20 protein-coding genes and 1 other RNA gene are annotated in these 18,521 nt (G+C 67.2%); 18 read left to right on the top strand and 3 right to left on the bottom strand.

The features are described from left to right. The first annotated feature begins 1 nt into the window (after nt 1). From AC1MED_RS12635 to AC1MED_RS12620, 4 genes are all read left to right on the top strand, one after another. A complete protein-coding gene (locus tag AC1MED_RS12635; RefSeq protein ID WP_479783612.1) occupies nt 2-667 on the top strand; it encodes a glycosyltransferase family 2 protein in 666 nt (221 codons plus the stop codon). A 4-nt stretch (nt 668-671) separates the two neighbouring features. Continuing rightward, nucleotides 672-1,070, top strand: coding sequence for a DUF2304 family protein (locus tag AC1MED_RS12630; protein WP_479783611.1), 399 nt, complete (start codon nt 672-674; stop codon nt 1,068-1,070). After that, nucleotides 1,067-2,158, top strand: a complete 1,092-nt coding sequence (locus AC1MED_RS12625) for an acyltransferase (protein WP_479783609.1) — start codon at nt 1,067-1,069, stop codon at nt 2,156-2,158. Before AC1MED_RS12630 ends, AC1MED_RS12625 begins: the two co-directional genes overlap by 4 nt. Nucleotides 2,159-2,239: 81 nt before the next feature. Then, nucleotides 2,240-3,385 carry a glycosyltransferase family protein gene (locus tag AC1MED_RS12620; RefSeq protein WP_479783608.1) on the top strand — a complete coding sequence of 382 codons (1,146 nt, stop codon included), beginning with the start codon at nt 2,240-2,242 and terminating at the stop codon, nt 3,383-3,385. 43 nt (nt 3,386-3,428) lie between these two features. Here AC1MED_RS12620 and AC1MED_RS12615 read toward each other — a convergent pair whose 3' ends face one another. Then, nucleotides 3,429-6,125 carry a GH25 family lysozyme gene (locus AC1MED_RS12615; protein WP_479783606.1) on the bottom strand — a complete coding sequence of 899 codons (2,697 nt, stop codon included), beginning with the start codon at nt 6,123-6,125 and terminating at the stop codon, nt 3,429-3,431. Between the two features lie 236 nt (nt 6,126-6,361). Between AC1MED_RS12615 and galE the strand changes: the two genes are divergently transcribed. The 14 genes from galE to ssrA all read left to right on the top strand — a co-directional run bounded on the left by galE (nt 6,362) and on the right by ssrA (nt 17,788). Next, nucleotides 6,362-7,405 carry a UDP-glucose 4-epimerase GalE gene (gene galE, locus AC1MED_RS12610; RefSeq protein WP_346959677.1) on the top strand — a complete coding sequence of 348 codons (1,044 nt, stop codon included), beginning with the start codon at nt 6,362-6,364 and terminating at the stop codon, nt 7,403-7,405. Between the two features lie 151 nt (nt 7,406-7,556). After that, entirely contained in the window at nt 7,557-8,780 is a 1,224-nt protein-coding gene (locus AC1MED_RS12605) for a TadA family conjugal transfer-associated ATPase (RefSeq protein ID WP_479783605.1), read from the top strand. Further along, the gene (locus AC1MED_RS12600) at nt 8,780-9,634 is read left to right on the top strand and encodes a type II secretion system F family protein (protein WP_479783604.1); all 855 of its coding nucleotides are present in this window, start codon (nt 8,780-8,782) and stop codon (nt 9,632-9,634) included. The genes AC1MED_RS12605 and AC1MED_RS12600 overlap by 1 nt, the downstream gene beginning before the upstream one ends. 8 nt (nt 9,635-9,642) lie before the next feature. Continuing rightward, nucleotides 9,643-10,572: a type II secretion system F family protein gene (locus tag AC1MED_RS12595; protein ID WP_479783602.1), complete on the top strand. Its 930-nt coding sequence runs from the start codon at nt 9,643-9,645 to the stop codon at nt 10,570-10,572. 75 nt (nt 10,573-10,647) lie between these two features. Further along, nucleotides 10,648-10,908: a hypothetical protein gene (locus tag AC1MED_RS12590; RefSeq protein ID WP_479783600.1), complete on the top strand. Its 261-nt coding sequence runs from the start codon at nt 10,648-10,650 to the stop codon at nt 10,906-10,908. A 90-nt stretch (nt 10,909-10,998) separates the two neighbouring features. After that, on the top strand, nt 10,999-11,343 hold the full coding sequence (locus tag AC1MED_RS12585) for a TadE family protein (protein WP_479786668.1): 345 nt from the start codon (nt 10,999-11,001) through the stop codon (nt 11,341-11,343). After that, nucleotides 11,324-11,788, top strand: coding sequence for a hypothetical protein (locus AC1MED_RS12580; RefSeq protein ID WP_479783598.1), 465 nt, complete (start codon nt 11,324-11,326; stop codon nt 11,786-11,788). Before AC1MED_RS12585 ends, AC1MED_RS12580 begins: the two co-directional genes overlap by 20 nt. A 56-nt stretch (nt 11,789-11,844) precedes the next feature. Further along, a complete protein-coding gene (locus AC1MED_RS12575; protein ID WP_479783596.1) occupies nt 11,845-12,255 on the top strand; it encodes a pilus assembly protein TadG-related protein in 411 nt (136 codons plus the stop codon). A 97-nt stretch (nt 12,256-12,352) separates the two neighbouring features. Beyond that, nucleotides 12,353-13,468 carry a peptide chain release factor 2 gene (gene prfB, locus AC1MED_RS12570; protein ID WP_346959670.1) on the top strand — a complete coding sequence of 372 codons (1,116 nt, stop codon included), beginning with the start codon at nt 12,353-12,355 and terminating at the stop codon, nt 13,466-13,468. Between the two features lie 169 nt (nt 13,469-13,637). Further along, nucleotides 13,638-14,435 carry a cell division ATP-binding protein FtsE gene (ftsE, locus tag AC1MED_RS12565; protein WP_479783594.1) on the top strand — a complete coding sequence of 266 codons (798 nt, stop codon included), beginning with the start codon at nt 13,638-13,640 and terminating at the stop codon, nt 14,433-14,435. Beyond that, the gene (ftsX, locus tag AC1MED_RS12560; protein ID WP_346959668.1) at nt 14,432-15,346 is read left to right on the top strand and encodes a permease-like cell division protein FtsX; all 915 of its coding nucleotides are present in this window, start codon (nt 14,432-14,434) and stop codon (nt 15,344-15,346) included. The genes ftsE and ftsX overlap by 4 nt, the downstream gene beginning before the upstream one ends. Nucleotides 15,347-15,371: 25 nt before the next feature. After that, on the top strand, nt 15,372-16,778 hold the full coding sequence (locus AC1MED_RS12555) for a peptidoglycan DD-metalloendopeptidase family protein (protein ID WP_479783592.1): 1,407 nt from the start codon (nt 15,372-15,374) through the stop codon (nt 16,776-16,778). A gap of 39 nt (nt 16,779-16,817) precedes the next feature. Further along, complete coding sequence (gene smpB / locus AC1MED_RS12550; RefSeq protein ID WP_175321881.1) at nt 16,818-17,288, top strand: SsrA-binding protein SmpB; 471 nt, start codon at nt 16,818-16,820, stop codon at nt 17,286-17,288. A 131-nt stretch (nt 17,289-17,419) separates the two neighbouring features. Further along, nucleotides 17,420-17,788: a transfer-messenger RNA gene (gene ssrA, locus AC1MED_RS12545) on the top strand. A gap of 117 nt (nt 17,789-17,905) precedes the next feature. On the opposite strand, the gene AC1MED_RS12540 is transcribed toward ssrA, so the two are convergent. Both AC1MED_RS12540 and AC1MED_RS12535 read right to left on the bottom strand, forming a co-directional pair. Then, nucleotides 17,906-18,040, bottom strand: coding sequence for a hypothetical protein (locus tag AC1MED_RS12540; RefSeq protein WP_261375082.1), 135 nt, complete (start codon nt 18,038-18,040; stop codon nt 17,906-17,908). Between the two features lie 49 nt (nt 18,041-18,089). Further along, complete coding sequence (locus AC1MED_RS12535) at nt 18,090-18,461, bottom strand: hypothetical protein (protein WP_346959666.1); 372 nt, start codon at nt 18,459-18,461, stop codon at nt 18,090-18,092. Nucleotides 18,462-18,521: the final 60 nt, after the last annotated feature.

The raw sequence follows: 18,521 nt of genomic DNA, 5'->3' as shown, positions 1-18,521 counted from the left end.
GGTGAGTCGCACCTGGATAGTCATACCGATGTACAACGAGGCCTCCGTCGTTGGCGGGGTGATCGAGGGAATCCGCCAAGAGTTTCCGAACGTCGTATGCGTCGATGACGGAAGCACTGACGGGTCGCAGGACGTGGCAAGGCGTGCCGGCGCGGTCGTCGTCCAGCACCCGGTCAACCTGGGCCAGGGCGCTGCCCTTCAAACGGGATTCGAGTATGCACTCCAGGACCCGGAACTTGACTGCATCGTAACGTTCGACGCCGACGGCCAGCACCGGGTTGAGGACGCCAAAGCCATGGCCGAACGCGTACGCTCCGGCGAAGCCGACCTGGTCCTGGGCTCACGCTTCCTGGACGGCCGGACCAAATTGTCCCCGGCCAAGCGGCTGGTGCTGCGGACCGCCGCGGTCCAGTCCCGGCTGGCGACCGGGATGGCGCTGACCGACGCGCACAACGGGCTGCGCGCCATCGGCCCGGACGTTGCCCGCAAGATCCACCTCACCCAGAACCGGATGGCGCACGCCTCGGAGCTGATCCATCAGGTGTCCGAGATCAAGCCCCGCTGGGTGGAGCACCCCGTTGAGATCATCTACACCGATTACTCAAAGGCAAAAGGCCAGTCCCTGCTGAACTCCGTCAACATCCTCGCTGACCTCTTGTTTAGGTGAGAAATTGCAGATCATAGTCCAAATAGTCCTCGTCCTAGCCGTTATCGTCGTCTCGCTGGCGCTCATGCGGGGCGGTTCAAATGCCCGGCACCTGGCCATCCGCCGGATCATGCTGGTCATCTTCGCGGTAGTGGCCGCGCTCTCGATCTTCTTCCCGGAGCTGCTGACCATGCTCGCCCGCTTCCTGGGCATTGGCCGCGGGACGGACCTTGTCCTTTACGGGCTGGTCGTCAGCTTCATGGTCTTCATGGCCACCACCTACCAGCGCTTCCGGCACATGGAAACAACGCTCACCCAGCTTTCCCGCCGGATTGCCATTGACGAGACCCCCCGGCCGTGGCTCAAGGAAGCGCCGCAGGCCTCCTCGGCCGTGTTCTCAGAACGGATGCAGGAGACCGAGTGACGCGTCTGGGCACACGCCCGGCGGTCCGCGGGGCCGATGCCCCGGCCCGGGACTACTCGCTGGACATCCTGAGGATCCTCAGCATCTGCGGTGTGGTTGCCATCCACATCTTCGGCTACGTGGTGGGGCATGCCCGGCCCCAGTCCCGCAATTGGTGGCTGGCGGCGGCACTGGACATCCCGTTCATCTGGGTTGTCCCGGTTTTTGTGATGATTTCCGGCGCGCTGCTGCTGGCACCGCCGAACCGGGTGCCGGCGCCAGGGGCGTTTTACCGCAAGCGGGCGGTCCGGCTGCTGCCGGCGCTGATCGTGTGGCACCTGGTGTACCTGGTCGGCGTCCGCTGGCTGATGCGCGGAGAGGACCTGCCTCCGGCCAGGGTGGCCCAGCTGCTCTTCGACGGCTCCGTCTTCACACAGCTGTACTTTCTTTGGCTGATCCTGGGTCTCTACCTGGTTGCCCCGCTCATCACGGCGTTCCTGCACGACGGCGGTCCGCGGCGCGCGCAGATCCTGGCGGTCGTCCTGCTGGCCGCCACCGCGCTGGTTTTTATAGCACCCGGCATCACCGCGGCCCTGGGCTTCACCAGGCCGATCAGCCTGAACATCTTCACGCACTGGCTGCCCTACGTCGGCTACTTCGTGGCCGGCCGGGCGCTCAGGGACGTCAGGCTCAGCGGACGTTCCCTGGCCGCAGCCATTGGCGTCGCAGCCGGTTTGGCCGCGCTCCTGCTGTGGCAGTACGGACACCGGGGACAGGCCGGGGTGCTGAACGTGGTGTCGCCGGTCAGCTACCTCTCGCTGACCGTGATGATGCTGTCCGTGGCGGTCTTCCTGGCGGGCAGGTCGCTGTTCGGCCGGATCAGGCCTGCTGCCTCGGCCGGGCGGATGCTGGTCACCCTCTCCGGCGCGTCCTTCGGCGTTTTCCTCGTCCACCTGCTGGTCTTCGAGGCCATCAGGCTGAACGTGCCGGCGGTCCATGACGGCCGGTCGATCGTGGCGGCCCTCGCCGGTTACGCTGCCACCCTGGTGGCCAGTTTTGCCCTGGCTGTCCTCGCCTCCCGCATCCGCTTCCTGCGAAACATTTTTTAGCGGCCGGACTTCACCGCCGCCCCTCTTCCGGTTCCAGGCCGGCCGTGTGGGCGCGGCCCCGCCGTCTGGAATGATGGAAGCATGACTGCCTTGCCCCGAATGCTTATCATTTCCTTTTCACCGATCCGGTCAGACCCGCGTGTGCTCAAGCAGGTGGGCCTGTTCAGCGGGAAGTACCACCTCATCACGTGCGGGTACGGGGCCGCACCGGACGGCGTGGATGAGCACTTCGCCTTGTCGGCTGATGCGGTCGGGTGGCCTTCGGACAGGATCGGCCTGCTCGGCCGCCGCTACCGGCGCGCCTACGACAAGATGTCCGCGGTCCGGCAGGCCCGGGAGTTGCTGAAGGGGATCGCCGTCGATGTCATCCTTGCCAACGACCTGAACACCCTGCCGTTGGCCCTGGAGCTGGAGCCAAAGTACGGGGTCCATTCGGACCTGCACGAGTTTGCCCCGAAGGAAAAGGACGACGACGCCAAATGGCGCCTGTTCGTCGCACCGTTTATGCGGTGGCTCTGCCGCACCTACCTGCCCCGTGCCCGCTCCCTCACGACGGTCGCTCCCGGCATTGCCGCCCAGTACACCCTGGACTTCGGGGTCGCCGCCGAGGTGGTGACCAACGCGGCGCCCTTTGCAGCGGGAACGCCGCAGCCCGTCGGCGGGACCATCCGGCTGATCCATAGCGCCGCGGGCCAGCGCTACCGGAAGCTGGAGAACCTCATCGAGGCGATGCGCAGCGCGCCGCCGGGGGTTGAACTGGACATGATCGTGATGCCCAACGAGCCGGACTACGTCGCCGAATTGAAGAAGGCGGCCGCGGACGTTCCCGCGGTGAAGTTCCGCGAGCCCGTGCCGTACGCCGAACTCGTGAAAACCTTGAGCAGCTACGACGTCTCGTTGGTTTTCCTTCCACCGACTAACTTCAACATGGAAAACGCCCTGCCCAACAAGTTCTTCGAAGCGGTCCAGGCCCGTCTGGGCGTGATTGTGGGGCCCTCGCCTTCGATGGTGGAAATCGTCAAGCAGTACGGTTTTGGCACCGTCACTCCGGACTTCTCCCCGGCCGCCCTGGCCACGACGATCCAGTCGCTGGACCGCGGCCAGATTATGGAGTGGAAGCGGGCGGCTGACCGCGCCGCCGAACCGCTGGCAGCCGAGTCGCAGCTCAAGATCTGGGAAGCTGCGATCCGCGCCTTGCTGCCGGCCGCCGAGTCCGCAGCGTCCTGAGCCGCGGGCCCGGGCCGGGGCGGGCTGGCTGCCCCAAGGCTTCCTAGGGCAGCCAGCCCGCCGACGTCGCGGCCTTGTACCCGCTGTTGCGCGTGGGCGCCCCGGAATAGAACCACAGGGTGCCGTTCTGGTTGACAGCGGCCAGGTCCGGCAGGCGGTCGCCGTTGAGGTTTCCCGCGCCCAGCAGGATGCTGTAGGCGTTCCAGCCTGACGTGCCGATTTTCACTCCGGCATGGTAGCCCGGGCTGGCCGCCGAAACCGTGCCCGTGCCCGCGTAAAACCACAGGGTTCCATCCGGGCGGATGCCGGCGAGGTCGTTGAGCCCGTCTCCGTCGAAGTCCTGGACGCCGGCAACGGAGTGGAAGCCGGACCACCCGGACCGGCCGATCTTAACCGCCGGTGCGTATCCCTCGTCGGTCGAGGAGACGCGGCCGGTGCCGTGGTAGAACCAGAGGGAACCGTCAGGGCGGATGCCGGCCAGGTCGTTCCTGCCGTCTCCGTCCAGGTCATGTGTGGCGACGAGCCTGCTGTACACGTTCCAGCCCGAGCCCACTTTCCGGGCGGGGGAGTACCCTTCACGGCCGGCCGACAGGTCGCCTGTTCCCGCGTAGAACCAGAGGGTCCCGTCGGGCCGTACGGCCAGGAGGTCGCTCTTGCCGTCGCCGTTGATGTCGCCGGTGCCGACCAGCTTGGTATAGATCTGCCAGCCGGAGCCAATCTGGCGGCCCGTCGCGTAGCCGTTGTCGCCGGTGGAGGCGTAGAACCAGAGGGCGCCGTTTTTGGCCACGGCCAGGAGGTCGGGACGGCCGTCGCCGTTGAAGTCCTGGACGGACTCCACGATGGTGAAATTGTTCCAGCTCGATTTGCCGATGTTGACGGCGGGTTTGTAGCCGGCTTCGTTCATGCCCGTCCCGGCATAGAGCAGCAACGAGTTGTCACGGCGCCGGGTCAGCAGATCCGCCTTGCTGTCGCCGTCGAGGTCCCCGGTACCGAGCAGGTCAAGGACATCGTTCCAGCCCGAGGTGCCGATGCGGGTGCCCGGGGCATAGCCTTCGTTCGTTGTCGAAACGGTGCCTGTTCCGTCGTAGAACCACAAGCTGCCGTCGGCTTTCGTCGCGACCAGGTCGTTGCTCGGTTTGCCGCCGAAGTTCCGCACCCCGACGATGTTTGTGAACACATTCCAGCCGGATGAGCCGATTTTCCGGGCGGCCGCGTAACCGCTTTGGGTCGAGGATACGGTTCCGGTGCCGGCAAAGAACCAGAGGGTCCCGTCCTTGCGGGATGCGATCAGGTCGCTTTTCCCGTCCCCGTTGAAGTCCGTGGCCCCGGTGATCTGGCTGAAGGTGCCCCAGTCGGGACTGCCGATCTTGACGGCGGGAGCATAACCCTGGCTGCCGGAACCCACGCTGCCGGTTCCCGCGTAGAACCACATTGAGCCGTCGGGCCTGATGGCGACGAAGTCGTTCCTGCGGTCGCCGTTGAAATCTCCGACGCCGATGATGCGGATGTAGACCTTCCAGCCGGTGCCGATCCGGACCGGGCTCGCGAAGCCACCGCGCCCGTTGCCGGGGTAAAACCACAGGGCACCGTCGGCGCGGATGCTCAGCAGGTCATTCAGTCCGTCGCCGTTGAAGTCGTCCACGCCGGTGTTCAGGCTGGGCCCCGAGTTGAAAGCGAAGCGCCGCAGCCCCTCGTAGTCGCCGTTCCAGACGTTGGAGTCGCCGGCGAAGGGGCCGGACTCGCTGTACTGCCAGAAGGAGAAGGCGCTCCAGCTGGCGGGCAGCGGGCCGGCGTAGTTGCTGGCGGAGCTGGGCCAGTAGGCGGTCCACAGCGGGTAGTCGCCGAAGCCTGCCGCGTCGGCGGTGCACTGCTTCCACCAGGAGGTGTTGGTGTAGATCATCGGAAGCCGCCCGGTCAGCGACTTCATGGTGTTCCCAAAATCCCGCACCCAGCTGGCCAGCTGGCTGGGTGACCGGTCGTAGCAGCTGTTGCCCTGGTAGAAACCGTCGATCGTTTGCCCGGCGTAGGGGTTGGCCTCAAAGTCCAGCACGGGAGGAAGGGTGTAGCCGTCGGCGCTCCAGCCTCCGCCGTTCTGGACAAAGATCCTGGCCTGGTCCGCACCGGAGGAGGCCAGCGGGTTGGCGAAGTGGTAGGCGCCCCGGATCATTCCCACCTGCCGGGCGCCCTGGTACTGCGCGGCGAAGGAAGGGCTGGTGTAGTAGTTGCCTTCGGTGGCCTTTACATAGGCGAAGCGTGCGCCCAGATTCCACTGCGTCTGCCAGCTGACCCCCGACTGGTAGTAACTGACGTCCAGACCCTTGACGCCGAACGACGGCGACCAGGTACCCTCGGTGGCCGGAGACGATTCGGCCTGCGCCGCGTGCGATCCCTTGCTGCTCTGGCCCATCTCGGCGCCGCCCGGTCCCGCCGCCGCCGCCATGGCCTCGCGGAAAGTGGTGGCGGTCGATGGCGCAGTGGGCACCGGAGCCGCCGTCGCCGTTGGGGAGGCCGTCGGCGTCGGGCTCGCTGTCGCCGGCACCGCCGTCGGGGTCGCCGTTGCCGTGGCCGGCGCCGGCTCGGCCACCGTCCCCGTGACGCTCGCGGCTGGGGACGGCGCGGGGGCCGGCGTCGTGGCGTTCGCCGGCACCGGGAGTGCGCCCAGCGAGAGTGCAGCGGCGGCAAGGCCGGCAGCGAGGGGTTTGACAAACGGAGTGCGTCGTCTTGCCGGGTTCGGTTTCATGGGCGTCTCTCCGGAGCGATGGCGTGCTGTGCACAGCACGCCATCTGGTTCGCGATGACCGGTCGTCCGCATATTCGGGCACCGTTAAGTCAATTCGGTTGGGTCTTGACGCGGCCACGTTAGCACCGGGTTCCCGGTGAAACCAGAGTTGCCAGTGTTAGTCCTGTTACTTGTGACCATTCCGTTGTGCGGCCCGTCGCGTCTCGGCCGCCGCGGGGCAACTTAGACTGGAACCCATGAAGGTATTGGTTACCGGCGGCGCCGGCTACATCGGATCCCACACGACGCTCTCGCTCCTCGAGGAGGGGCACGAGGTGGTTGTCCTCGACAACCTGATGAACTCCAACGCGGAGTCCCTGCGCCGTGTGGAGCAGCTCACGGGCAAAAGCGTGGACTTCCGGGAGGTCGACCTGCTGGACGCCCCCGCCGTCGACGCCGTCTTCGCCGAGGGCGGCTTTGAGGCCGTCATCCACTTCGCCGGGCTCAAAGCCGTAGGGGAATCCGTCGAGAAGCCCCTGATGTACTACCAGAACAATGTGGTGGGCACCCTCAACCTGCTGCACAGCATGGACGCCGCCGGGGTACGCCGCCTGGTCTTCAGCTCCTCCGCCACCGTGTACGGCGCCTCGGAGGAGGTCCCGCTGATCGAAAAGGCGCCGCTGGATGCCACCAACCCGTACGGCCGCACCAAGGAACAGATCGAGGACATCCTCTCCGACCTGGGTGCCGCGGACCCGCGCTGGAGCATCGCGCTGCTGCGCTACTTCAACCCGGTGGGCGCCCACGAATCCGGCCTGATCGGCGAGGACCCCAGCGGCATCCCCAACAACCTGCTGCCGTTCGTGGCCCAAGTGGCCGTGGGGCGGCGCGAAAAGGTCATGGTCTTCGGCAACGACTACCCGACGCCGGACGGCACCGGGGTTCGCGACTACATCCACGTGATGGACCTCGCCGCCGGGCACCTGGCCGCGCTGGGCTACCTCGGCAACAGGGTGGGCGTGTACCGCTGGAACCTTGGCACCGGCCGCGGCTCCTCCGTGCTGGAAGTCATCGAGGCGTTCGGCAAGGCGGCCGGACACCCGGTGCCCTACGAATTCGCCCCCCGCCGCCCGGGCGACGCCGCCGTCAGCTACGCCGATCCCTCCGCCGCGCTCGCCGACCTGGGCTGGTCCGCGCACCGGAACCTGGCGCAGATGTGCGAGGACCACTGGCGCTGGCAGAGCAGGAATCCGCAGGGTTACGCCGCGGTCGCTGAGACCGCCGGAGTGGCCGCGGATTAGCGTCCCCGGCGGCCGCCCGTTCCAGGGCGGGGCCGCCGGGCACTTATCCACAGCTGCCGGCCGGGCTCTTGTCTGATTGCCGCACCTCCTCTAGTTTTAACCCCAGTTGGACTGCCCCAGGGGGATGGGTAGCGGCCATGTTGGGGGCACCGTGGAAGCCGTGCGCATCGTCGAAGGCGAAGTCCGTGAGTTGATCCGTCGCCGCGGGCTGGACCCGCTGCGGCAGAGCGGGGAAGTCCGCCGCCTGGTGGAGGAGGCGATCAGCGACTACGACGAGCGTGCGCTGCTGGCGCCGCTCCCGCCGATCGGTCCGCTGGAGCAGGCCCGCAGATTCGTCTTCGATGCAGTGGCTGGTTTCGGCGCGCTGCAGCCCTTGCTCGACGACCCGGCCATCGAAGAGATCTGGCTCAACGCCCCGGACGAAATCTTCGTGGCCCGCAACGGCGAATCCGAGCTGACCTCGATCGCCCTGACCGACCAGCAGGTCCGCAATCTCGTCGAACGCATGCTCAAGAGCTCCGGACGGCGGCTGGATATTTCCTCGCCGTTTGTGGATGCTGCCCTCCCGGACGGTTCGCGACTGCACGTGGTGATCCCGGACGTGACGCGGCGGCACTGGGCGGTCAATATCCGCAAGTTCGTGGTCAAGGCCAGCCGGCTCGAACACCTGGTGGAACTGGGCACCCTGACGCCGCAGGCGGCCCGCTTCCTGGGGGCCGCCGTCGCAAGCGGGCTCAACATCCTGGTCTCCGGGGCCACCCAGGCCGGCAAAACCACCATGCTCAACTGCCTGGCCGCCAGCATCGGCACCCGGGAGCGGGTGGTCACGGTGGAGGAAATCTTCGAACTCCAGTTCCCGCTGCGCGACGTCGTCGGACTGCAGTGCCGGCAGCCCAACCTGGAGGGGGAGGGCGAGATCCCCATGCGTCGGCTCGTCAAGGAAGCCCTGCGGATGAGGCCGGACCGGCTCGTGGTCGGCGAGGTCCGCGAAGCCGAAAGCCTGGACATGCTGATTGCCTTAAATTCAGGCCTTCCGGGAATGTGCACGATCCATGCCAACTCGGCCCACGACGCGGTCACCAAGATCTGCACGCTGCCGTTGCTGGCCGGGGACAACATTTCCAGCGCTTTCGTCGTCCCCACCGTCGCGTCCTGCATCGACCTGGTGGTCCACTGCAGCCGGCAGCCCGGCGGCCGGCGGCGGGTCACGGAAATCCTCTCGCTGGGACGCAGGGTGGAAAACGGCATCATCGAGTCGTCCATGGTGTTCGACCTGCACGACGGGCAACTCCACGCGGAGGCCAATTCCATGCCGGCGGCGGAGAAGTTCGCCCGCTCCGGGTACGACGTCGCGGCGCTTCTGGAGCAGCGCTGATGGCGCCGCTGCTGGGGGTGCTCGGCGGCACCGGACTGCTGCTGATCTGGTGGTCGGCCTGGGAACAGCCGCAGACGGCCAAACGCCGGCCGCGGGCCAGCCGGCTGGAAGACCTCCTGCGCGCCGCCGGCATTGAAAAAGTCAGCCGGCTGGGCCTGGTCGCGACGTGCGCCGGCGTCGGCGCCTCCGTTACCCTCGTGTTCTACGCGGGCACCAGGTCCTGGCCAATCTCCGGCTGCTTCGGCCTGTTCGGCGGCTGGCTGCCGCTGGGTGTGGTCAAATGGCGCGCCCGGAAGCGGACAGCCATGCTCCGGGAGCTGTGGCCCGACGTCGTCGATCACCTCCGCTCCGCCATCCGCGCGGGCTTGTCGCTGCCGGAGGCGCTGATCCAGCTCGGCGAGAAGGGTCCGTCGGAGCTTCGGCCGCTGTTCCGCGACTTCGGCGCGGACTACCGGGCGGGCGGTCAGTTTGATCCGGCCCTGGGACGGTTGAAGGAACGGCTCGCCGATCCGGTTGCTGACCGGATCATCGAGGCGCTCCGGTTGACCCGGGAGGTGGGCGGATCGGACCTCGGCCGGCTGCTGGGCACGCTGGCCGAGTTCCTGCGGGAGAATGCCCGGACCAGGAGCGAGCTGGAGGCCAGGCAATCCTGGACCGTCAATGCAGCCCGGCTCGCCGTGGCCGCGCCTTGGATTGTGTTGGTGCTGATGGCCAGCCGGCCGGAAGCAGTGGCAGCCTACAACTCGCCCGTGGGCGCAGCGGTCCTGATCGGTGGGCTGCTGGTCTCGATGTTCTCGTATGCCATGATGCTGCGCATCGGTGCCCTGCCGCAGGACGAGCGGGTGCTCCGGTGAACGGGCTGATGGCAAGCGCCGTGGTCTGTGGCGCAGTCCTGGGCGGCGGCCTGTGGCTGATGCTGGTGCGGCTGCCGTTCCTGCGGCCGGTCAGCTTCGCGGACCGCATCGCGCCGCAGCTCAAGTCCCACAGCCTGGAATCGCGGCTCCTGCACACGGCGCCCGGGAACGTCACGCCCTTCGGGCCGCTTGAACGGATCCTGCGGCCGGTGGTCCGCGATGGGGTGAGGGCGCTGGGCAGACTCAACCCGGGCTCGACGGCGCTCACCCGCCGCCTTGCCCGTGCCGGCAGCAGCAAATCCGCAGTGGATTTCCGTGCGGAGCAGCTGCTGTGGGCGGCCGGCGGCTTTGCGGCAGCCGCGGGGATCGTGTTGCTCGGAGGAGCCGCCGGGCGCTTTAATCCGCTGTTCGCCGTGCTGATCGTGCTGGGCGCGGGACTGGCCGGCTTCCTGTGCCGGGACTACGCGCTGGGGGCACAGGTCAGGAAACGGGAGGCCCGGATGATGGCGGAGTTCCCGAGCGTGGCCGAGCTGATGGCCCTGGCAGTCAGCGCGGGGGAGAGCGCCACCGGTGCCCTGGACCGCGTCGGCCGCAGGACGCAGGGGGAGCTGTCGAAGGAGTTTGCCCGGGTGCTGGCTGATACCCGGGCCGGCAAGCCGTTGGCTGAGGCCCTGCAGGAGTTTTCATCCCGGACGGAGCTGGGCCCGCTGGTCCGGTTCGTCGATGGGCTGATCGTGGCGGTGGAACGCGGCACGCCGCTCGCGGAGGTCCTGCGTGCCCAGGCCCAGGACGTGCGGGACACCGCGAAGCGGGAACTGATGGAGTCAGCCGGCAAGAAAGAAATAGGCATGATGGTGCCCCTCGTCTTCGGGGTCTTGCCGCTGACAGTGGTGTTCGCCGTGTTCCCGGGGCTGGCGGCCATCAGCCTGGGGCTCTGAGTGGGCAGAACAAGGCAGAGGAAGTATCCGCATTATTCACGAGCAGGAAGCGCAACCTTGGACGAAGGGGAAACAGTGAAGACTATCGGTATCCGCACGTTGTTACTGGTCCGGCTGGCGGGGATGCTGTTATGGCGTCCCACAGCAGGAGGCACGCAGCCGGGCACGCTGGCCCGGCGGCCGCGCGGGAGCCGGGGCGGCAGCGAACGCGGTGACGTTCCGGGCTGGGTGATGATCACCCTGATGTCGGCCGTCCTGGTCGCCGCCCTGCTGGCGCTCGCAGGCCCGGCGCTGGAGGGGCTCTTCAACCAGGCCATGCAAAAAGTCGGGCAGTAGGCGGTGGAGACGGCCGGCAGGCGCGGGCGCGCCGGCCGGGACGGGGAGGACGGAGCGCCTCAAACCGGCCGGGAACGGGGCTCCGCCGTGGTGGACTTCGTCCTCGTCGGCAGCCTGCTCACGGTGTTCTTTCTAGCCATCATCCAGCTCGCCCTGGTGTTGCACGTCCGGAACACGCTGGTCGACGCGGCAGCCTCCGGTGCCCGCTACGGAACCCTGGCCGACCGCAACGCCGCGGACGCCACCGACCGCACCACGCAGCTGATCGGGGTGGCCCTCACTCCGGACTTCGCCCGGAACGTCAGCGCCGCGGAGACCACATACGCGGGCATCCGCACGCTGGAGGTCACCGTCCGCGCCCCGCTGCCGGTCATCGGCCTGATCGGACCCCGCGATCTGCTGGAGGTGAAGGGGCATGCCGCAATTCAGCCGTAGCGGCGACGGCGCCGGGCCGGGTAGCCACGACGACGCCGAGCGGGGGAGCGCCGTCGTCGAATTCACCTTCCTGTCCCTGCTGCTGATGGTGCCGGTGGTGTACTTCATCATCACGATCGGGCAGCTGCAGGGCGGCTCCTTCGCGGTGGTCGGCGCGGCGGAGCAGGCAGCGAAGGTCTTTGTGGCGCAGCCGGACGCGGCGAGCGGCCGCGCCGCCGCCGAGCAGGCCGTGCAGCTGGCGCTCGCCGACTACGGCCAGTCGGCGAACAACGCCAGCCTCGAAACCAGCTGCGTCCCGGCCGACTGCACGGCTGCCGGCTCCGCCGTCACCGCCACCGTCCGGCTGACGGTGCCGCTGCCGTTCGTGCCCTTCAGCGACGCCCTGCGCCTCGACGCCGGCCACCTCAGTGCTTCGGCCACCCAGGTTGTCGGGCGGTTCCGGTGACCCTCCGCCCGCCCGTCCGGCCGGCGGGACGCCAAGACGGTCAGGACGGCCAGCTGATGGTCCTGATCATCGGCTACGTGTTGCTCGCCCTGCTGGTGGCCACCGTGGTCGCGGCCGCGTCCAGTGTCTACCTGGAACACAAGAAACTGCTGTCGCTGTCGGACGGGGCGTCGGTGGCCGCCGCGGACAGTTTCACCCTGGGGCAGCTGCAAAGCACCTCCGGAAGCCCCACCGCCATCCTCAGCGCCGGCCGGGTGCGCAGCACCGCCGTCGACTATCTGAACCGCAACGGAGCGTTCGCGCGGTTCAGCGGACTGGCCGTCGGCCAGGCAACGGGCAGCCCGGACGGCGCTACCGCCGTCGTGGTGCTCAGCGCCGCCGTCCACCCGCCGGTGGTCAACTTCCTGGTCCCGGATGGCATCCGGATCGAGGCGACGTCGACGGCGCGGTCCCGCCTGACGCGCTGACCGGCCCCCACCCGGGCAACCGAACAGACCCCGGCCAGGACAGGGGACGGTCACCGCGCGGGGGCGGCCACGGCGGATAGCGTAGGCTTGAAAAACCATGGCAAACATTGATTTTCCCGCAGAAATCCGCGCGCTGCGCGCCACCTACGCCTCGATCGAGAACGTTTCGAATGTCGAGGCGCTGAAGGAAGACATCGCCGAACTGAGCGAGCGCGCCGGCGAGCCGAACCTCTGGGACGACCCCGCGGCCGCCCAGGTCATCACCTCCAAGCTCTCGCACAAGCAGTCGGAGCTGGAGCGGCTGAACAAGCTCGCGGCCCGGATCGACGACCTGGAAGTCCTCGTGGAGCTGGGCCAGGACGAGGACGACGCCGCGTCGATGGGGGAGGCCGCCGCGGAACTCGAGTCGATCCGCAAGGCGCTGAAGGACCTCGAAGTCGTTACGCTGCTCTCCGGCGAGTTCGACGAGCGCGAAGCCGTCGTCACCATCCGGGCCGGCGCCGGCGGCGTGGACGCCGCGGACTTCGCCGAGATGCTGCTGCGGATGTACCTGCGCTGGGCCGAACGCCACGGCTACCCGACCACCATCATGGACACTTCATACGCCGAAGAAGCCGGGCTGAAGTCTGCCACCTTCGAAGTCAAGGCGCCCTACGCCTTCGGCACGCTGAGCGTCGAGGCGGGCACGCACCGGCTGGTCCGGATCAGCCCCTTCGATAACCAGGGCCGCCGGCAGACCTCCTTCGCCGCCGTCGAGGTCATCCCGCTGATCGAGCAGACCGACTCGATCGACATCCCGGACAACGAAATCCGCGTCGACGTCTTCCGCTCCTCCGGCCCGGGCGGCCAGTCGGTCAACACCACGGACTCCGCCGTGCGCCTGACCCACATCCCCACCGGCACCGTGGTGTCCATGCAGAACGAGAAGTCGCAGCTGCAAAACCGTGCGGCCGCCCTGCGCGTGCTGCAGTCCCGCCTGCTGCTGCTCAAGAAGGAGCAGGAAGACGCGGAGAAGAAGGCATTCGCCGGCGACGTGAAGGCCTCCTGGGGCGACCAGATGCGTTCCTACGTGCTGAACCCGTACCAGATGGTCAAGGACCTCCGCACCGAACATGAGGTGGGCAACACCTCCGCGGTGTTCGACGGCGAGATCGACGACTTCATCGACGCCGGCATCCGCTGGCGGACCGACAACCGCAACGCCGAGAAGTAAGCCTGGAGCAAGGGCCGAATCCCGCGACACACCCCCGCGCTCCGGCCGCTGCGCGGTTACCCGTGCGTATAGTCGAGGGGCCGGTGCCCTACTTCCCCCAAAAGAAAGCCCGCGCCCCGGCGGCAGAACTGGTCTGAAAGATGCCCGGCTCCTGCAGGGTACTAGGGTCATGATCCGTTTCGAAAATGTCACCAAGGTCTACGACCAGAAAGCGCGGCCGGCGCTGGACTCGATCAACCTTGAGATCGACCGCGGCGAGTTCGCCTTCCTTGTGGGGGCCTCCGGCTCCGGCAAATCGACCTTCCTGCGCCTGGTGTTGAAGGAAGACCGTGCCTCCTCGGGCGCCGTCTACGTCGCCGGCCAGAACGTCGCCAAAATTTCCAGCTGGCGGGTACCGCGGCTGCGTCGCGGGATCGGCGTCGTCTTCCAGGACTTCCGCCTGCTGCCGCAGAAAACCGTGTTCGCCAACGTCGCCTTCGCCATGCAGGTCATCGGCCGGAGCCGCAGCGTCATCCGCGAAACTGTGCCCGAAGTCCTCAAGACCGTGGGCTTGGAAGGCAAGGAAAACCGGCTGCCGCATGAGCTCTCCGGCGGCGAGCAGCAGCGCGTGGCGATCGCCCGCGCCGTCGTCAACCGTCCCGGCATCCTGCTGGCCGACGAGCCCACCGGCAACCTGGACCCGACCACGTCCATGGGCATCATGGGCGTCCTGGACAAAATCAACCAGAACGGCACCACCGTGGTGATGGCCACCCACGACGACGACATCGTCAATGAAATGCGTAAACGCGTGGTGGAACTGCGCAACGGCGTCATCATCCGTGACGAGGCCAAGGCCCTGTACACCTCGATGATCCCGGTGGTGGGGCAGTCCCGCCGGTTGCGGGATGCCAGCGGCCGCGGGCCGTCGGCTGCTGAGGCAGCCGGCCGCGGCGAGGCCCAGCCCGCCGGGGAGGGCGCACTGTGAGGCTCGCTTTTATCCTGGCCGAGATCGGCAGCGGCCTGCGCCGCAACCTGTCCATGGTGGTGTCCGTCATCCTGGTGACCTTTGTGTCCCTGACCTTCGTGGGCGCCGCCGGCATGCTGCAGCTGCAGATCAACCAGATGAAGGGTTACTGGTACGACAAGGTCCAGGTCGCCGTCTTCCTCTGCAGTGACGGTTCGACGGCGCCCGGCTGCGCCACCGGCCCGGCGACGCCGGAGCAGCAGGCCAACCTGCGCAAACTGCTGCAGTCCCCGTCCGTGGCCCAGTACGTCAACGATTTCCAGTTCGAATCCAAGGACGAGGCGTACAAGCACTTCAAGGAACAGTTCTCCAACTCGCCGATCGTCGACTCGGTCACCCCGGACCAGCTTCCGGCCTCCTTCCGGATCAACCTGAAGGACCCGGAGAAGTATGAGGTCATCAGCGAGAACTTCTCCTCCCAGGCCGGCGTGGAATCCGTCATCGACCAGCGGCAGCTGCTGGAACGGCTCTTCTCCGCAATGAACGCCGCCTCCCTGGTGGCGGTCAGTGTGGCCGGTGTGATGATTGTCTGCGCCATCCTGCTCATTGCCACCACCATCCGGCTCTCCGCCTTCAGCCGCCGCCGCGAAACCGGGATCATGCGCCTGGTGGGCGCGTCCAAGATGGTGATCCAGCTGCCCTTCATCCTGGAGGGCGTCATCGCGGCCGTGATTGGCGCGGCCCTGGCTTCCGGCACGCTGTGGGCCGTCGCCCACTTCTTCCTGGGCGGGGTCCTGTCCAAGCAGTATCCGGACACGGCCTTCATTTCCCCGGCCCAGACGCTGCTCCTGGCACCGGCCCTGGTAGGCCTTGGTGTGCTGCTGGCCGGCACCTCATCTCTCCTGACCCTCCGCCGTTACCTGCGGGTCTAGCTTTGCGCAACGAAGAGGAACGCTCATGAAACCGATGCTCCGACGCACCGATCCGGCCCGCCGTGCCCTCCGCCGCGGCCGCCTGGTCAGCGCCGCCGTGGTGCTGGTCCTGGCCGCCAACCTGGGCGCCTCGACCCCGGTGGCGTTTGCCGACACCCTTGAGGATCAGCAGGCTGCCCTGCGGGCCGAGGCCGAACGGGTCCAGCATTCGCTGGAGTTCGTGGACGCACGCATCGCCAAGGCCGCCGGCGACCTGGTGATCTACCAGGGCCAGCTGCCCGGCGCCCAGCAGGCGCTGCTTGACGCCCAGGGCCGTGTGGCCGGTGCGGTCAAGGAGGTCGAAGCCCTCGCCGCCCGGGTGGACCTGGCCCAGCAGAACAAGGCCAAAATCACCCAGCAGCTGGCGAATGACCAGAAGAAGATGACCGACACCCGCAAGCTGATCGGGCAGATCGCCACCCAGGCCTACAAATCCGGCGGCGTGCCCTCCAACCTCTCGCTCTTCTTCGGCTCGAACAACGGCAGCCTGACCGACACCATCGACCTGGCGGACCAGGCGCTGCGCAGCCAGAACTCCGCGATGGACAAGTTGAGCCAGCAGAACGCAACGAACGTCAACTCCCAGGCGCGCCTGCAGGCCGTGGAGGCCGAAATCGCGGACCTCAAGGCCAAGGCCGACGCCGCGCTGGTCCGCGAACAGGCAGCACGCGACGAGGCGGCGGCCAAAAAGGCCACGGTGGACAAGTTGATCGCCGACACCACCCGGCTTAACAGCCAGCTGCAGGCAGCCAAGCCAGCCATCCAGACCCAGCTCGCTCAGGTCAAGTCCCGGCAGGACGCAGTCGCAGCCGAAATCGTCGAACGCGACCGGAAACTGCGCGAGGCCTGGGAAGCCGAGCAACGCCGGATCGCGGCGGCCCGCGCCGCCGCGGCCGCCGCGGCAGCCCGGGCCCAGGGCCAGATTGCGCCCCGGCCGGCGCCTTACGTCCCGGCGCCGCCCGGGCCGGTATCGGCCTTCGGCCTGCGCAGCCCGTTCAACGGCGTCCCGATCACCTCGGGCTTCGGCTGGCGTGCGACGCCGCCGGGCACCATCGACTTCTACGGCCAGGGCGGCTACATGCACACCGGCATCGACTTCGGCGCCGCCTGCGGCACCCCGGTCTACGCCCCGGCGGCCGGCACCGTCTTCTCGGCGGGGTGGGGGAACGACGGCGGCGGCAACCACGTGAAGATCTCGCACGGCGTGGTGCAGGGCAACTCGCTGACTACGATCTTCTACCACAACTCCTCCGTGGTGGTCTCGTCAGGCCAGCAGGTCAGCCAGGGGCAGCTGATCGCCTACTCCGGAACCACCGGCAACTCCACCGGCTGCCACTCGCACTTCGAGACCTGGGTCAACGGCCAGGCAGTCGACCCGATGGGCCTGCTCTAAACTGGAATAGACCCGATCCATCGACTAAGGAGTTTTACCGTGCCCAAAGAAAGTGGCCGGAAGGTAGTGGCCACCAACCGCAAGGCCCGGCACGACTACCACATCATGGATACCTATGAGGCGGGAATCGCGCTTATGGGCACCGAAGTGAAGTCCCTCCGCGAGGGCCATGCCTCGATGGTTGACGGCTTCTGCACCTTCTATAACGACGAGTTGTGGATGGAGGGCATCCACATCCCCGAGTACCACCAAGGGAGCTGGACCAACCACGCCGCCCGCCGCCGTCGGAAACTGCTCCTGCACCGCGAGGAGCTGACCAAGATCTCGCACAAGATCCGCGAATCCGGTTTCACGATCGTGCCGCTGCAGCTGTACTTCGTCGACGGCCGCGCGAAGGTGGAGATCGGCGTCGCGCGCGGCAAGAAGGAATACGACAAGCGCCAGACGCTGCGCGAGCAGCAGGATAAGCGCGAGGCCCTGCGTGTCATGCGCGAGCGGAACCGGCGCTAGGTGAGGCCGCGCCGGAATCCGCGGGAATGAATCCGGTGGGCCTTGCGTTATGATTGGTAGTCCGGGAAGGAACCGGCTGAACCCGCGAAGGCGGATCGGCGGGGAACCTGATCGGTTTGATAAAAAAATACGGGGATGATCGGTTTCGACGATGTTAGTCGCGACAGGTGAAGCGGGCCGAGGATGCAGAATTATCTCGTAAACGCTGTCTGCAAACCAATAAGTGCCGAATCAAAACGCACTGACTTCGCTCTCGCTGCCTAAGCAGTAAGACAGTCCGTCAGCCCGAGGTTGCTATTGCCCCGGATCCTGGCGTCATTTAGATAGCCACTGCTGTTTACCTCCGTCATCGGGGTGAACGGGACTCTTTGATGACTGGGCCCGGATCAGCCACCTGTTTGCAGGATGGCTGGGGCCGAGAAAATCCGACGCAAACTGCGCCCGGAGAAGCCCTGACAACACGACATCGGACGGGGGTTCAATTCCCCCCATCTCCACATAGGGAGCGCCGGCGACGGAGCTCCACCCCGTAGCAAAAGGCCGGAAGCATCAGCTTCCGGCCTTTTTGTTGTGCCCGCGCATGTTCTGGGGCGGTGGTTCCTGCGTGCGGACGGCAGTCAGCGCTTCTTAATGTGCGCCACCGGATCGGTGTGCTCGTCCACGATGTGCTTGGCCTTCTTCTCGGCCCGTTTTTCCTTGATGGTTTTGACCGGCTTCTTCGTCAGGTGCCGGTGCGGCGACTTGTCAGGCATTGCGCGCTCCCTAGAGGTGGGGGCCCGGGATGAGCCCGTGCTTTTAAGGCTACGCCTCGGGTACCGCGACGTCCACGATGCCGATGAAGCGGCTCCCGACTCCCTCGTACTCGCTGCGGACTTCCCCGGCGCCGAGGGCGGGCAACTCGTACGGGGCGTGGTGGGCGCAGCAGACGTGGCTGAACTCCGGCCACCACTTCTTCGGCCGGGCCGCCTCGGAGAATCCGCAGACAGCGCAGGTCAGCTGGACCCAGACCGGGCGTTTGCCGGTCCGGTTCGCTTTCGACTGGACGAGCCAGGCCGGCGGAGCGTCCAGCAGTTCGCCCAGCTCGGCGTCGGTCAGGCGGGACGGAAGGCCGTGACGGTGTGCCATTTCCAGCGGAATATCAAGGATCTGGGCAGCTTCACGTCTTGTAACCATCCCTCAACTTTACGGGATCCGGGCACCCCGGCCGATCCGCAGGCGCCCGGTGCTAGGCTC

The organism is Arthrobacter sp. BI5 (assembly GCF_056680065.1).
The sequence above is the reverse complement of the archived record's forward strand: the minus strand, read 5'-3'. Positions and strand labels throughout refer to the sequence as shown.